Origin of the sequence: Segetibacter sp. (genome assembly GCF_025963695.1) — a bacterium.
Taxonomy (GTDB): domain Bacteria; phylum Bacteroidota; class Bacteroidia; order Chitinophagales; family Chitinophagaceae; genus Segetibacter.
This window is the reverse complement of sequence record NZ_JAOQAH010000090.1, coordinates 19,556-34,160: the sequence shown is the minus strand read 5'-3', so window position 1 is coordinate 34,160 and position 14,605 is coordinate 19,556. Positions and strand designations below refer to the sequence as shown.

Sequence of the window (14,605 nt, the reverse complement as noted above, 5' to 3'; positions counted from 1 at the left end):
ATAAAATTTAGGCCAAAAGCGAGAGAGGTTTCATGAAACAAATACCAAACATATTTACACTGCTCAATCTGTTCTTCGGCTGCCTGGCTATTGTATTTATTTTGCAGAATAATTTTTTATACCTGGTCGTCGATCAGGACTCGCAACTACTACATCCTTACGCCTTGGTAAACGCACCCGAAAAAATTTATTGGGCATCTGCCTTTATAGGTATCGCAGCTATTATAGATTTTCTCGACGGACTGGTGGCAAGAATGCTAAACTTTAGTTCCGAGATGGGAAAGCAGCTGGATAGCCTGGCCGACGTTGTTAGCTTCGGTGTAGCTCCTGGAATGATTATATACCAGTTTCTCCGACTGGCTTACGCACAGCAGCAAGATGGAATGGATGTTTCGGCTTTTTGGTTGTTGCCTGCCTTTATTGTTCCGTGTGCTGGTGCATTCCGTCTTGGAAGGTTCAATCTCGACAAGGAGCAATCCTACGGATTTAAAGGGGTTCCTATTCCTGCCGCCGGGTTATTAATCGCTTCCTTCCCTTTAATTTATTGGTATTCCGACAGTGCCCTGGCCGTTCGTCTCTTACTTAGTCCATGGTTCTGGTACGCCCTCATTGCTGTGACAGCTTATTTAATGGTCTGTACGCTTCCTATGATGGCTCTTAAGTTTAAAGGGTTGAGTTTCAAAAATGATCTTCCTAAGTTCATTTTGTTAGCAGTTGCTGTCATTGCCGGAATTATTTTTCATTGGCTTGCTGTACCCGTTGTTTTTGTTGCTTATGTTGCCCTGTCGCTTGCAATGCCCGAGTATGCAAAAGGAGATAAGACAACAACAGGCGGGCATTTAAGTACTGACATCGCCTCGTAAATTTTTACATTTCACTATTCACTTTCGCCATTTCTTCATTCACCTTACCTTTGCACATTCAAAAATAGTTTTCATGATATATAATGTCCAAATAAAAGTGATGCCGCTTAAAGACTTACTCGATCCACAGGGAAAAGCGGTACTGGGAGGTTTGCTAAATCTTGGTTTGAAGGGAGTAGAAGAAGTGAGAATTGGCAAACATATTACCTTACAAATTGATGCTGAAAGTGAAGACGCTGCAAAACAGGTTGCCGAAGAAGCCAGTAAAAAACTACTTGCCAATCCTGTAATGGAGTTTTACGAGATTGAAATGATTAATTGAATAATTCGAAAGAACTCAGTAAAGTCAAACTTGTAGATGAGTTATGCCGGTGCTCATGATGTAATTAATTGTGGTACCAGCATAAAATCATTTCTCAAAATTGTTGTGTCACTCACTTTTACTTTTTGATTCTTTTTTCAGCTTACCCGTATCTTTTTATTCAGTTACTAAACTTCTATATTAGCACGTTACCCAAATGCTTTACATCGTTCCAACGCCCTTAGGCAATCTGAAAGATATAACGCTTCGTTCTTTAGAGGTACTAAAAAGTGTTGATGTTATCCTTGCAGAAGACACGCGCACATCTTCTAAACTCTTACAGCACTATAATATTTCTAAACCAATCTCTCCTTATCACCAGCACAACGAACATAAGATTGCTTCTCATATAGCAGACCAGTTATTGGCAGGAAAAACCTTTGCATTAATAACCGATGCAGGTACTCCCGGAATATCTGATCCCGCCTTTTTGTTAGTAAGGGAGTGTGCAAAGCATAATATCAAAGTAGAAACATTGCCCGGCGCTACAGCATTTGTTCCGGCTTTAGTTAATAGCGGCTTGCCAATTACACGATTTACTTTCGAAGGCTTTCTGCCATTAAAAAAAGGCCGGCAAACAATACTTAAAAAGCTGGCTGCAGAAGATCGTACAATGGTGTTTTATGAAAGCCCAATGCGGTTGGTAAAAACGTTGACAGAGTTTATAGAATATTTCGGGGCAGAAAGGCAGTGTAGTGTTAGCAGGGAGTTAACAAAAATGTTTGAAGAAAATAAACGCGGAAGTTTGCATGAAGTTTGTCAGCACTTCAGCGAAAAAAACGTGAAGGGTGAGATAGTGATCGTAGTTCAAGGGGTGTCTTAATTTAATATCAAATACAATTATTACTTATGTTACAAAAATGGATCTTTTCTTTTGTTTTCTTTCTTACAGTAATAACCGCAAATGCACAATTCAGAAAGATACCAGCGGTAGTAACTGATGCTTTTAAAGCAAAGTATGCGACTGCATCAGGTGTTGAATGGAAGGACAGGCTTACCGCTTTTGAGGCTAATTTTAAATCCGGCGAAAAAGACATGAAGGCGTCTTTTACTTCAAAGGGCGAGTGGATTAAAACAGAATCCGACTTTACCTATAATAGTTTGCCGGCCGAAGTAAAAGACGGCTTCAAAAAAAGTAAATATGCAGATTTAACGGTTACAGGTGTAACGCAAGTTGAAGAAAAGGAAAAAGGTGTGCTATATAAAATTGCGGTAAAAAAGAATGAGTATACCAAAAAGAACCTGGTTTTCTCTAAAACAGGGCAGTTAGTTAGTGACAGCGGAATAGTATTATAAAATTTATAAAGCAAACGACAGGTTTAAGCAAGGGATAAATGAAAAGATTAATAACAGCAGTTTTATTGGTTTCTATTTGCAATGTCGGATTTACTCAGCCAGATAGGTGGCAACAACGGATTAATTACAACATCGATGTAAAGATGAACGTTGCTACTAACAAATTTAACGGAGTTGAAAAAATTGAATACACCAACAATTCACCTGATACTTTAAGCAAAGTTTTTTTTCATACCTACTGGAATGCATTTCAACCCAACAGTAGCATGGATGCCAGGAGCAGGGAATTGGGTAATACAATTATTGGTGTAGATAAGAATGGCAAAGAGGTGCGCGACTGGGATCCGCGGGTAAAAGACAGAATTTTAAATGCAAAGCCAGATGAAATAGGCTACCAAAGGGTAGCTTATGTAAAAGTAAACGGTAGGGAGCAAAAATTAAAAGAGCATGAAACCATCTTAGAAGTAATTCTTGATCGTGCTATTTTACCTCGGACAAAAATTTCGTTAGAGGTAAGTTTCGAAGCACAGGTGCCAATACAAATCCGGCGAAGTGGAAGAGACAATTTGCAGGGTGTAAAGTTTAGCATGGCACAGTGGTACCCCAAGATGGTTGAGTACGATTACCAGGGCTGGAATGCGAACCAATATATTGCCAGGGAGTTTTACGGGGTTTGGGGTGATTATAATGTAAAAATAAACATTGATAAAAGTTACCTCATCGCCGCTTCGGGAACTTTACAAAATCCCAACCAGATAGGTTTTGGATATGAAGATGACCCCGCGAAAGTTGTAAAACCTTCAGGCAACACGCTAACATGGAACTTTGTAGCTCAAAATGTACACGACTTTGTTTGGGCTGCGGACCCTAATTATGCAATGATTAAACGACAGGTTAAAAATGGTCCTTTGTTGTATATAGTCTATAAAAATGTAGACAGCTTCAAAGCTCCTTTTCAGAAACTCGCAGACACAGTTGAACTTGCATATCCTGTAATGGCTAAAACTTTCGGTCCATATCCATACAAGAACTATTCATTTATCCAGGGCGGCGACGGCGGAATGGAGTACCCTATGGCTACTTTAATTAAGAATGCCGGCATTGGAACCGCGGTGCACGAATGGATGCATAGCTGGTACCAGGGCATGATGGGGAGTAATGAAAGCGCGCACCCCTGGATGGACGAGGGCTTCACCACTTATGCGGAAGAAAGGGTAATGGCTCAACTAAGACAAAAGAAAACTTTCGAGCAGGATGCGAGTTACGACAGCTATTACAAATTAGTGAAAAGCGGCTTCGCAGAACCTATGACTACTCATTCGGATCATTACAGTACAAATTATGCTTATGGCCAAAATGCATATTCTAAGGGTGCTGTCTTTATGGCTCAGCTCGGTTATATAACGGGAGACAAAGTGCGGGATCAGATACTGCAGGATTATTACAGGCAGTGGCGTTTTAAGCATCCTAATCCAAATGATTTTATAAGGGTTGCTGAAAAGGCCAGTGGCATGCAATTGCAGTGGTACAGGGAGTATTGGGTAAATACCACCAAGACTATCGACTATGCCATTGACAGCCTGTGGGAGGACGGTGGTAAAACCAAAATTCGTATTAGAAGGGTGGGAGAGATGCCGATGCCCGTAGATGTACAACTTACGTTCAAAGATGGTAGCAAAGAACTTCACTATACTCCCCTTAATTTAATGCTGGGCGAAAAACCTGTTGAAAATGCTGCTATACCTAGAACAGTTCATGAAGAGTGGAGGTGGACACATCCCACTTATGTTTTTGAAACAGGCCGTAAGCTGCTTGATCTGACCCAGGTGGAAATAGACCCTTCGGAGCGACTGGCCGATATAAATAAGCGAAACAATATTTTAAAAATAGCGTGGTAGTTTCTTAAAATACTTTGCTATTGACCTTAATGATGGTCAAAAATAGGCAGGGAAGTTTTATCACTTAACAAAAAATGCAAGTGTAACAAGCAAAGTTTCTATTTAACGTTGCAAAATGAAATGCTAGTCCATTATTAGACGAGCGGTATTTCTTTTATTAAACACCTGTGGCGACGCTCCGTTCGACTCGGTTTTTTCTATTCAGCTTTTATTAGTTTAAACTGTTCATCAACAACAAACTAATTTTCAACAATTGCAGTTCAATTCTGTTATAAAATCCAATCAGTAACTTTGTAAAAAAATAAGAAATGGGAATTTGGCGGCAAATAGCGGAGTACTTATATATAAAGAAAAGGGACCCTAACGAACCGCGCACTCAGTGGATGAAGTATATGCATGGAATGAACCGACTGTCTATACTTATATTCTTAATTGCAATCATTATTATGATTATCAGGTTAGTGATCCTTCCAATGTTTCGGTAACAGGCGACCGGCATTAATTAAAAAATATGATTAGGCCATTACTTCCAATGTTGCACCAATTCCCCTATCTGTAATAGCATCACAAAGGGGTTTTAGATCATCATAACTTCCATTCTTTACTGCGTACTTTCCTTTCGTATGTATTAGCATTGCACATTGTTCTGCTTGTTCTTCAGTATGGCCGCACACTTCAACTAATGTTTCAATGACCCATTCAAATGTATTTACCTCATCATTCCAAACGATAATTTGAAAAAGCTTTTCAAAGTCTGTTAATACATCTACCCCGGTTTCTTCCAGCGTTTCTGTTCCTGGCACCATATCTTCTATTTTTTTGCGAAGTTATTCTTAATACAATTATCAAATTCGGCATGGTTTTAAAAATTATCCTATTATAATAAAACCTACTCTTAAATCACAATTATGGGATTATTTACAAGAAGGTCTAAAAGTACACAAGTTGAAAATGTTCCATTTCAGGCTCCTGTTTTCACTATAAATAGTATTCACCACGGTCTTGATTATATAATAGAATTAGTAAAGCAAATACGCCCTGTTCCTTATAACAACCACCAGCAGGCAGATTTGAAATTCAAGGCATTGTTTTATAAATTGCAAACCGATAAAACGGCGTTATTTTCCTTAAGGAAAGCATTGCTATCCCAATTTTTAAACAGCAATTTTATACCAGCTCTCACCGAGAGCGGTATGGTTGGCTCAAGGGGTTTTTTGCAGGAGTTTATAACAAAGCTGAAGCATAAATTGTTGCCGCCTCTTTTAAAGCCCAATGATCTCTTATATGTTATCAACCACGTTTTTTATAAGCATCACGATCATATTTGGGTGCAAAAAATTGCCCATGACTTGTGGATCAACTTTTTTAAGCTGCTAGGCGTTCAAATTAGCGTAAAAGACAAGGTCATACTGCAACAGCTAAATATTGCTCTTCAGATCTTAAGTCATCGCACAGTTACCCTGGGTTTGGAGAAAGAAGTATTGAATAGCGTTTACCAGGTAAACTTTAATGAATATCCGTTTTTATTACTGGATAGTGCGGTGCAGCGTTATTTACAGGTGTCTAATAACTTTCAGGAAGATCACGAGGTTACTGGTGCAGTTTCTGAAATTGTAGATGCTATTAAGAGGTGTAAATTAGTTGTTGAAGAGATAAGCGAACAAAGAAGGCTGAATGGAACAAGCCTTTCCCAAACTTATACCTTGTTTAGAATTGAGCAGCACCTTGAACGGTTGCTGTTAATAACAGATGTTTTAGATAACGATAAGAATTTTAACACAGAGAGATTTTTAGATTATTTTATTAAAATTATTTCTTACGAAAAAAAGAAAAATAGTATTCGGGCGTTTTTAAGTGCAAACCTGGCTTTTCTTGCTTTCAAAATAACAGAACATGGAGGTACAAGAGGTGAAAAATACATTACTGCAACCCGGTCAGATTATTGGTTGATGCTTAAATCCGCTATGGGAGGAGGGTTTTTTATTTCATTTACTGCAATCATAAAAAATCTCATTGGTAAAGTTGGACTTCCTCCCTTTTGGCAAGGGTTTGCTTACAGCGTTAATTATGCTCTTGGTTTCCAGGTGATGCATGAAACCAACACAACACTCGCTACAAAACAACCTGCCTTCACTGCTTCTGCCATAGCGGGTTCTCTTGATTATTTTAAGGAATACCGAAAGCCGGACATGTACGCTCTTGCCATTACCATCGCCAGGACATCCAGGAGCCAGATTGCTTCATTTTTTGGTAACCTGGTAATAGTTTTTCCACTCTCTTATTCGCTTGCGGCTTTTTATCATTCTATAACCGGTCATCCGTTGTTGGATAGTAAGGCAGCACATCATTTACTTGAGGAACAACATCCATACCTCAGCCTTTCGCTATTATATGCATGTTTTACAGGATTCTTTTTATTCTTAAGCGGTTTGATAGCAGGGTACGTAGAGAATGGGATTAATTATGGAAAAGTAAATGAACGTCTAAAAAACCATCCGGTATTTAAAAATACTTTGACGCATAAAAAACTTCAAAAGGTTACAAATTATGTCACCGATAATTTAGGATCCCTGGTTGGTAACATTGCTTTGGGCTTTTTTCTTGGTATGGCTGGTTTTCTTGGACACATTTTCGGAATTCCTTTCGATATCAGGCACATAACCATAGCTGCCGGTAATTCAGCAATAGCATATTACACTAATGGAAGTGCGGAGTCAACAGCATTTCTGCTTACAGTTTTTGGCGGTGTCTTGCTTATAGGTCTCATTAACTTCCTTGTTAGCTTTTCTCTCGCTTTTCTCGTGGCAATAAAAAGCCGGGGTGTGCGTCTTAAAGATTATCCTGAAATGTTATCGATAATGGGCAAGTTTTTTATAAAGTTTCCTACCGATTTCGTCTTCCCCCCCAGGTATCCCCGCGAAGTAGATGAAGTAAAAAGGAAGTTTAGATCAAAATAAATGCAATGCTCTGAGAGCGGCTTAAGCTTTTATTCGGGGAATCTGCGCAATTCGCTAAACCAAAAATCGCAGCGCGAAAAGAATTACACATAATGTTTATAATTACTAACATTAGCTTAAAAAAACTTTTTTTAAGTAGATTGATAATCAGTATTTTTATAATACCCCAATTCTTCTAACGAATATTAAAGTTTTATGAAAGTTATCCAAATTATCAGTTTAATTCTTACGTTTTCTTCTGTTATTATGATTCTTTATGTAAGTATCTCTAATTATTATGCAATAAGGAAGGAAGCCAGAAAAATTTAAAAACGCACCTTTTCATTTTCTTTAAAAGCACCTTGCCGGTGCTTTTTCTGTTAACGTAACTCTCCTTTCCAAATTTGGTATTACTCTAATTGGTGGCCGCAGACTTTATACAGGAATATTACCATTCCTCTTTAATTCCTCTCACGATTGTAAAAAACTACCCTAAACTTGTCCCCGTTATCAATAAATAGTCACAACATTTCAATTTGGTCGCCAATACTTATTTTCAACACGCGACAGTTATAAAGCTTATGAAAATAAAAAAGCCAGACTAACCAGTGGTAGATAGTCCGGCATAAATTTATAAAAGTTATTATTTGACTTAATGGGAGCTATTCCTGCTCGAACCAAAGAAAATCCTTTGTCCTTATTTCAGCATCGCCACTACCGCCATCAAGTGTTAAGATTTCATCAGGCTTTGTAACAATAATTTCAGGTTTACCTTTAAAATCTATCAGTTTACCTGTAACACAAACTTGCTTTCCCGTATATATGTCCTCAGGTTTCGTAGTAAAATTTTTACGGTCTTCGGCGTTTATCACAACCGTTAATTTATGGTGCGGCGCCACACCACCAAAATTTAGCAAAGTAGGTTGTGTTTTTGAATGCTCAGGGAATTTCGCCCCTGATACTTTATCGCAGATGGTAACAATTTTACCGATGTTGTTAGCAGCGTCTTCAAGCGATACTTTCGTTTGTGCATGGCTGCAGAAAGTATAAAACATACCGGCAGCTATAAAAGGGAAAATCTTTTTCATATGCGATATTTGAAGGTTGAAAATAGCGATATTTTTAATATGATAATTTTTTCGTACATTTTTTTGATGGATAAAATGAACGGTGGATGGTAACCATTAAAAAGTCTACAGTACTGTTTCAAACCCTGTTTATCTCGTTTTTTAAGAACTTCAATTGTATGAGCTAGCCCTCGGAGTTGCACACGTAGCATTTTTTACAAATAGACATCCTGGTTAAACCAATAGTCGATTGTGTCCGGTTTAAATAGAATAGCAAGCACATCAAACTGTATCCACTTCCACCCCGGGTTTTTTTGTTGGTATTGTTCGGCGGCATCTTTAAGGTTCTTCATTTTTTGTTTGTTAATGCTTTCTTCAGGGTTACCAAACTTCGTGCTTCGTCGTGTTTTAACTTCTATGAAGTGAAGTGTGTCACCTTTTTCAGCAATAATATCCACCTCCAAATGTCGGCATCTCCAGTTTAGCTCCTTCATTTTATAGCCACGTTTTGTAAGCCAGTCAAGCGCTAATTTCTCACCTGTAAAACCGGTTTCATTGTGCTCTGCCATATTGTTATTATTTTCGGCTTTAGTAAATTAAGACAATTAAGTGAAACATAAAATATTCAAGCTTCAAGGGAAAGTTCAGCATTATGCCTGGGGTGGATATGAATTCATACCGGAGCTATTAAGATTTGAGAATTTAGAACATGTACCCTGTGCAGAGTATTGGTTAGGTGCTCATCCCAGTGCTTCTGGAAAGCTTGAAACAGAAGATGGTTTCCAGTCGTGGTACGGACTTATACAGCAGGAGCCGGTCAAACATCTGGGAGAAAAGGTGTATGACACCTTTGGCGAATTTCCTTATTTATTGAAAGTACTTGATGTACGGGAAATGCTTTCTATACAAGTGCATCCTACGAAAGAAGAAGCAGTAAAAGGTTTCGAGAGGGAGGAATTTGAAGGAATACCCATTGATGCGCCTCACCGAAACTATAAGGACAAAAACCACAAGCCTGAGGTGATGGTAGCATTGGGCGATTTTTGGTTGTTGCACGGTTTTAAGAAAGAACAGGCCTTGCAGGAGGTTTTAGATACCGTTCCGGAATTTAATTTTTTAGGCAAAGTGTTTGCCGATGCAGGGTATTATGGCCTTTACAAGATGGTGATGGAAATGCCCCAGGAAGAATGTGATAATTTGCTGATGTCTGTGGTTGAGCGAGAGATTACTACTCCACATACCAAAAACGAACCGGGCTATTGGGTTTCTAAGTTATATAATGGTGTTTTACCCACCGCCAATATTGATAAAGGAATATTCTCCATCTATTTTTTCAACATTGTACAGGTAAAAGAAGGCGAAGCTGTTTTTCAGGGAGCAGGGGTGCCGCATGCCTATCTTGAAGGACAGAATGTAGAACTCATGGCTAACAGTGACAATGTACTGCGAGGCGGATTAACACCTAAGCATGTGGACGTTCCTGAACTTTTAAAGCACATTGTATTTGAAGGTATTGAGCCAAACATTTTAAGGGGGGAAGTATCAACAACAGGAGATATTGCTTATCCCTTGCCGGTAGAAGATTTTGGCATAAGTGCTATAAAGCTTGAAAACGGCCGCGAATATGTTTCTAAAAGCAAGTCGGCAGAGATTTTTCTTGTTATGCAAGGTGAGGCGCGCTGCGATAATATCACCTGCAAAAGAGGGGAGTCGTTTGTAGTGCTTGCCAACCATCAATATACTATACGCGGCATCGAAAACGCCCTCTTGTATAAAGCGTTTGTACCTCTTAATCGCGCTTAATGATTTTTTTCAAACTTCTGTTAATTGTACTGCTTTAGTAAAAAGATTAAACTTTTAGGTAATTTTTGCAATGGATAAGAAAATTCAAATGAACAAACAAAACACTACATTAATTCTTTCGGCCGGTTTATTAATTATTGCAGCCGCTTTCACCAGGCTCTTCCCACATGCCCCAAACTTTACTGCTGTTGGTGCAATGGCAATTTTTGGAGGGTCAGTTGTCAAAGACAAAAGGCTCGGATTTCTGCTTCCAATAGGGGCTTTGTTATTATCAGATATTTGTCTTCAACTGTTTACCGAGACCAAAGGTTTTTATGGTACAACGCAGTATTTTGTGTATGCAGCTTTCATTGTCATCACGGCATTAGCAACTTTTATGCAGAAAAGGTCTGTAGCAACTATAGCCTTAGCTGCAGTTTGGAGCGGTGCAATATTCTTTGTTCTTTCAAACCTTGGAGTGTGGGCAGCCAGCAATTTTTATCCTACGTCCCTGGCTGGTTTAGGTGCCTGTTATGCTGCAGCTATCCCATTTTATAAAAATGAATTCTTTGGTAATTTCATTCTTAATTCAGTTATGGGGAATGCCTTTTATTCAGCTCTTTTATTTGGTGCTTATACAATAATGGAAAGAAAGACAACAATGCAAAAAGCTATAGCCTGAATTTTTTGAAATGGATATAGAAAAAGTTCCGTTGTTAGGCGGAATTTTTTTTGCTCCCTGTTCAAATTGGTAGCTGTTTAATCATGTAAATTTTTGCCGGTAAGCTTAGTAATAACATCCCGGTAAGTTTCCCCTACAGGCAATTCAATGTCTTTAATAAATACACTGTTCTTTCTAATTGCGGATATGCTGTCAATGCTGAGCAGGTAAGATTTGTGTATTCTAATAAATTTCGATTGCGGCAATTGTTCTTCCAGAAATCTTAGCGTCATCCGTGCTACAATGGGCTTGTTCGTACTTTTAAGATGCACTTTTACATAGTCACGAAGGCTCTCTATATATAAAATGTCGTTGAAGAAGACTTTTAGAAGACTATAATCGACACTCAGGAAAAAATGATCTGAAGTGTTTGCCGTACTGCTTTCTTTATTCTGTGCTTTTAACTGGTGCAGTTCTGCTGCTTTATTGCAGGCTTTCATAAATCGATCAATTGCTACTGGCTTTACAAGGTAGTCGACCACATCAAGATCATAGCTATCTAACGCATACTGCTTATATGCCGTTATTAAAATTACCATTGGTTTTTTTGCCAGCGTTTTAATAAACTGCAAACCGGTTAAACCGGGCATTTGTATATCAATAAATACCAGGTCAATATTATTTTCCTGTAAAACCTTTGTAGCCTCAAAAGCATCCCTACATGTAGCCATAAGGTGTAAGTTGGGCACTTTGGTAATGTTGTCTTCAAGCAAAGCAAGCGCTAAGGGTTCGTCGTCTACAGCTATACAGTTAAGCATTAGTGTAAGTTTAGTTTTAGTGAAACAGAGAACCATCCATCCTGTCGCGTTATTAATAGCTCATGCTGGTTGCCGTAAAGTAAATTTAAACGACGGGTTACGTTTGGCAAGCCGATACCTGAAGTCTTATCTTTTATCTCTTCTGTCTGGTTGTTATATTTATTACTAACCTCAAAGGAGAGCTGCTTTTGTTTTGTGCAAAGGCTGATATTTATTTCCGGGTTTTCAATCATTCCAACGCCATGTTTAAAAGCATTTTCAACAAAGGGTATCAGCATCATTGGTTCGATTGATAACCAGTCTTCTTTTGCTTCAAGCGATACGTTTAGTTTCACTTTTGACCCAAAGCGCTGTTTCTGAAGATCGATATAACTGCGCAAGTATTCTATTTCCGTTGCAAGTAACACCTTCTCTTCATCGGTTTCGTACAGCATATATTGCATTAAATTCGACAGCTTCATAATCGTTGGCTCCAGCTGATCACTCTTCAATCTTGCCAGCGCCACCATGTTATTTAAAACATTAAAGACAAAGTGTGGGCTTATTTGCGAACGCAAAAAAGACAACTCCGTCTTCAAGTTCTCTTCCTGTTTTTCCTGGAAGAGCCTGTCGGCTTTGGATTTGTCTGACATGAGCTTATAGGTTATGCTGGCAGCAACAGTTAGTAAAAAAGTAGTTAAGTTGAAGCTGGCAGATGTTTTAAAATTGAATGGCCTGAATTTAATCAGGTGAGAAAACACGTAGCCATGACATAACATTATCAGACAAAAAACTGCAATTAGCACAATGACGTATTCAAGGTATTTATTCTTATAAATAAAGCGCTGTACTAATAGAAAGGCATTTAGGTAAAACAGGCCTATCCAAAAAAAGTCAGTGATTAACGAAAGATAGAAAAAACCTTCCTGGTCAGGATTTTTAGATCGCTGGGGATCATAAGGAGATCGTAGCAGGTAAGGCAATGAAAACACAATTATCCATGCTGCAACATGCAATACAGGAGTAAGCCACTTTTTATTTATTTTGATCGTTTTCATTTATATCCGGTTGTGTAATGTACCCCGCTTCATATCCTAATGTATCTTCTGTTGCGTCGCACTCTTTGGCGTATAGCTAGTCTGGACAAGATGAAACCCCAAAATGAAACTGTAAATCATCTACGTTCCACTTTCAAGTTATATGTTTTAATAAACTTTAAAGGCTTTATTCACCATTGTAGCATAATGGAATAACAGTACAAGGGTGCGACGCAAGAAAAGCTTAATAGATTACTATTGCCGGTCTCATCATTTTCTATTCCTTTACTTGCCACCCGATTATTCTGGCAGGTTAATATTAGGTGCACTGTATTACTATATCTCTTCGGGAAAATAAAAATAATTTAATGTTACCCCTGTTTTTCGGTGAATGCTGCAAACCGGAAAAACAATGCGGCTAATTGGAAAAAGAACTGGAATTTAAGAATGATGGCGATTAAAAGGAAACAGTATTGAAGGCATCGTTATGAATTGCCTTCTTTAAAAGAAGTAATTAGTTGATAGGTTCATACGACTGCCTCTTAAGCTGGGTTTGAAGTTAAAATAATGAAACAACAAAACCATTTTATTACTTCTTTGCAATAACTTTTCTTTGCACCTATGGATAAAAGAAATCGGTCGTTACTTATACTAATACTTGGGTTGCTTTGTGCCATTGGGCCTTTTTCCATTGATATGTACCTTCCTGGTTTTCCGGCAATTGCTGCAAATCTGCATACGTCAGTCGATTACGTTGCTTATTCGTTATCAAGCTTTTTTATTGGCATTTGTGTAGGGCAGTTATTGTGTGGGCCGCTGTTGGATAGGTTTGGCAGAAAAAAACCATTAATTATAGGACTTGTTTTATACATCGTTGCATCAATAGCATGTTCTTTATCAAAGTCGGTAGAAGCATTAATTGCGTTTCGCTTTCTTCAGGCACTTGGCGGGTGCGTAGGAATGGTAGCGCCAAACGCTATTGTTAGAGATGTGTTTCCTGTGGAAGAAAACGCAAAAATATTCTCGATGCTGATACTAATACTGGGCGTATCGCCGATACTAGCGCCAACAGTTGGAAGCTATGTTATTGCAGGGTTCGGCTGGCCGGTTGTATTTATTGTACTTGCCGTGGTAACTGCATTCATTTTGCTGGCTGTAATTTTCTGGCTGCCTGAAAGTAAAAAGGCCGATCCTTCATTTTCCCTTCGGCCAAGGCCTATTCTTACGGGCTTTGCCCACGTACTAAAACAACCTCAATTTTTCACTTATGCATTTGCCGGTGCAACAGCATCGGCCGGTTTGTTCGCCTACCTTGCCGGATCACCTTTTGTTTTTATGCAATTGTATGGTGTAAATGAAAAGCAATACGGCCTTATTTTTTCGCTAATAGCAGCCGGACTAATCGCAAGCAGCCAGATCAATAACCTTATTTTAAAAAAGTATAATAGTGCTCAGATAATCAGAGTTGTACTGTTTACCCAGTCTGCTATTGGTATCACCCTGGTAGCAGGAACGGCATGGGATATTGTAAACGTTTACAGCAGTACTTTCCTGATGTTCTTATTTCTCAGCTGCCAGGGTTTTACTTTCCCCAATTCTGCCGCACTGGCCATGTCGCCTTTTTCGAAAGGTGCCGGAAGTGCTTCTGCCCTAATGGGAGCATTGCAGATGGGATGTGGCGCTGTTGCCTCGGCCCTGGTAGGACTATTTTTTAATGATACAGCCGTGCCAATGGCAGCTATAATGGCGGGGTGTAGCTTACTTGGGTTAGCCATTTTACTTATAGGCCGACGAACAATAGAATACAAAGCAAGAAACGAAGATGTACAGGAACAATGCTTAGAACTAATAGAGAAGTACTAAAGTTTCATTTCGTCTACCTGGCGTCCAGCTATGCATTTGCGCCG

Annotated in this window: 15 protein-coding genes; 10 read left to right on the top strand and 5 right to left on the bottom strand. The window is 38.8% G+C overall.

Going from position 1 to position 14,605, the window contains the following annotated elements; translation table 11 throughout:
• Window positions 1–32 precede the first annotated feature (32 nt).
• The 6 genes from JWR87_RS15965 (at window position 33) to JWR87_RS20295 (ending at window position 4,903) form a co-directional block, all read left to right on the top strand.
• Window positions 33–863 (top strand): phosphatidylcholine/phosphatidylserine synthase, encoded by an 831-nt coding sequence (locus tag JWR87_RS15965; protein ID WP_297821941.1) that lies wholly within the window; start codon window positions 33–35, stop codon window positions 861–863.
• A 73-nt stretch (window positions 864–936) separates the two neighbouring features.
• Window positions 937–1,185 (top strand): phosphoribosylformylglycinamidine synthase subunit PurS, encoded by a 249-nt coding sequence (purS, locus tag JWR87_RS15960; protein WP_297821939.1) that lies wholly within the window; start codon window positions 937–939, stop codon window positions 1,183–1,185.
• 196 nt (window positions 1,186–1,381) lie between these two features.
• Window positions 1,382–2,047 carry a 16S rRNA (cytidine(1402)-2'-O)-methyltransferase gene (gene rsmI, locus JWR87_RS15955; RefSeq protein WP_297821936.1) on the top strand — a complete coding sequence of 222 codons (666 nt, stop codon included), beginning with the start codon at window positions 1,382–1,384 and terminating at the stop codon, window positions 2,045–2,047.
• Between the two features lie 26 nt (window positions 2,048–2,073).
• Window positions 2,074–2,520: a PepSY-like domain-containing protein gene (locus tag JWR87_RS15950; protein ID WP_297821934.1), complete on the top strand. Its 447-nt coding sequence runs from the start codon at window positions 2,074–2,076 to the stop codon at window positions 2,518–2,520.
• 38 nt (window positions 2,521–2,558) lie between these two features.
• Window positions 2,559–4,418 (top strand): M1 family metallopeptidase, encoded by a 1,860-nt coding sequence (locus tag JWR87_RS15945; protein ID WP_297821932.1) that lies wholly within the window; start codon window positions 2,559–2,561, stop codon window positions 4,416–4,418.
• Between the two features lie 308 nt (window positions 4,419–4,726).
• Window positions 4,727–4,903 (top strand): DUF6728 family protein, encoded by a 177-nt coding sequence (locus tag JWR87_RS20295; RefSeq protein WP_366090819.1) that lies wholly within the window; start codon window positions 4,727–4,729, stop codon window positions 4,901–4,903.
• 30 nt (window positions 4,904–4,933) lie between these two features.
• On the opposite strand, the gene JWR87_RS15940 is transcribed toward JWR87_RS20295, so the two are convergent.
• A complete protein-coding gene (locus JWR87_RS15940) occupies window positions 4,934–5,224 on the bottom strand; it encodes an ATP-dependent Clp protease adaptor ClpS (protein WP_297821929.1) in 291 nt (96 codons plus the stop codon).
• A gap of 102 nt (window positions 5,225–5,326) precedes the next feature.
• Between JWR87_RS15940 and JWR87_RS15935 the strand changes: the two genes are divergently transcribed.
• Window positions 5,327–7,375, top strand: a complete 2,049-nt coding sequence (locus JWR87_RS15935) for a hypothetical protein (protein WP_297821927.1) — start codon at window positions 5,327–5,329, stop codon at window positions 7,373–7,375.
• A gap of 641 nt (window positions 7,376–8,016) precedes the next feature.
• Here JWR87_RS15935 and JWR87_RS15930 read toward each other — a convergent pair.
• Both JWR87_RS15930 and JWR87_RS15925 read right to left on the bottom strand, forming a co-directional pair.
• On the bottom strand, window positions 8,017–8,442 hold the full coding sequence (locus JWR87_RS15930; protein ID WP_297821925.1) for a hypothetical protein: 426 nt from the start codon (window positions 8,440–8,442) through the stop codon (window positions 8,017–8,019).
• A 194-nt stretch (window positions 8,443–8,636) separates the two neighbouring features.
• Window positions 8,637–8,990 carry a YraN family protein gene (locus tag JWR87_RS15925; protein WP_297821921.1) on the bottom strand — a complete coding sequence of 118 codons (354 nt, stop codon included), beginning with the start codon at window positions 8,988–8,990 and terminating at the stop codon, window positions 8,637–8,639.
• A 40-nt stretch (window positions 8,991–9,030) separates the two neighbouring features.
• On the opposite strand from JWR87_RS15925, the gene manA reads away from it, so the two are divergent.
• Both manA and JWR87_RS15915 read left to right on the top strand, forming a co-directional pair.
• Entirely contained in the window at window positions 9,031–10,224 is a 1,194-nt protein-coding gene (manA, locus tag JWR87_RS15920) for a mannose-6-phosphate isomerase, class I (RefSeq protein ID WP_297821919.1), read from the top strand.
• Window positions 10,225–10,294: 70 nt separating this feature from the next.
• Window positions 10,295–10,885 (top strand): DUF6580 family putative transport protein, encoded by a 591-nt coding sequence (locus tag JWR87_RS15915; protein ID WP_297821917.1) that lies wholly within the window; start codon window positions 10,295–10,297, stop codon window positions 10,883–10,885.
• 77 nt (window positions 10,886–10,962) lie between these two features.
• Here the strand turns inward: JWR87_RS15915 and JWR87_RS15910 are convergent, their stop codons facing one another.
• Complete coding sequence (locus tag JWR87_RS15910; protein WP_297821915.1) at window positions 10,963–11,682, bottom strand: LytTR family DNA-binding domain-containing protein; 720 nt, start codon at window positions 11,680–11,682, stop codon at window positions 10,963–10,965.
• Window positions 11,682–12,719, bottom strand: a complete 1,038-nt coding sequence (locus tag JWR87_RS15905) for a histidine kinase (protein ID WP_297821913.1) — start codon at window positions 12,717–12,719, stop codon at window positions 11,682–11,684. The genes JWR87_RS15910 and JWR87_RS15905 overlap by 1 nt, the downstream gene beginning before the upstream one ends.
• Window positions 12,720–13,319: 600 nt before the next feature.
• Here JWR87_RS15905 and JWR87_RS15900 point away from each other — a divergent pair.
• Entirely contained in the window at window positions 13,320–14,561 is a 1,242-nt protein-coding gene (locus tag JWR87_RS15900; protein ID WP_297821911.1) for a multidrug effflux MFS transporter, read from the top strand.
• Window positions 14,562–14,605: the final 44 nt, after the last annotated feature.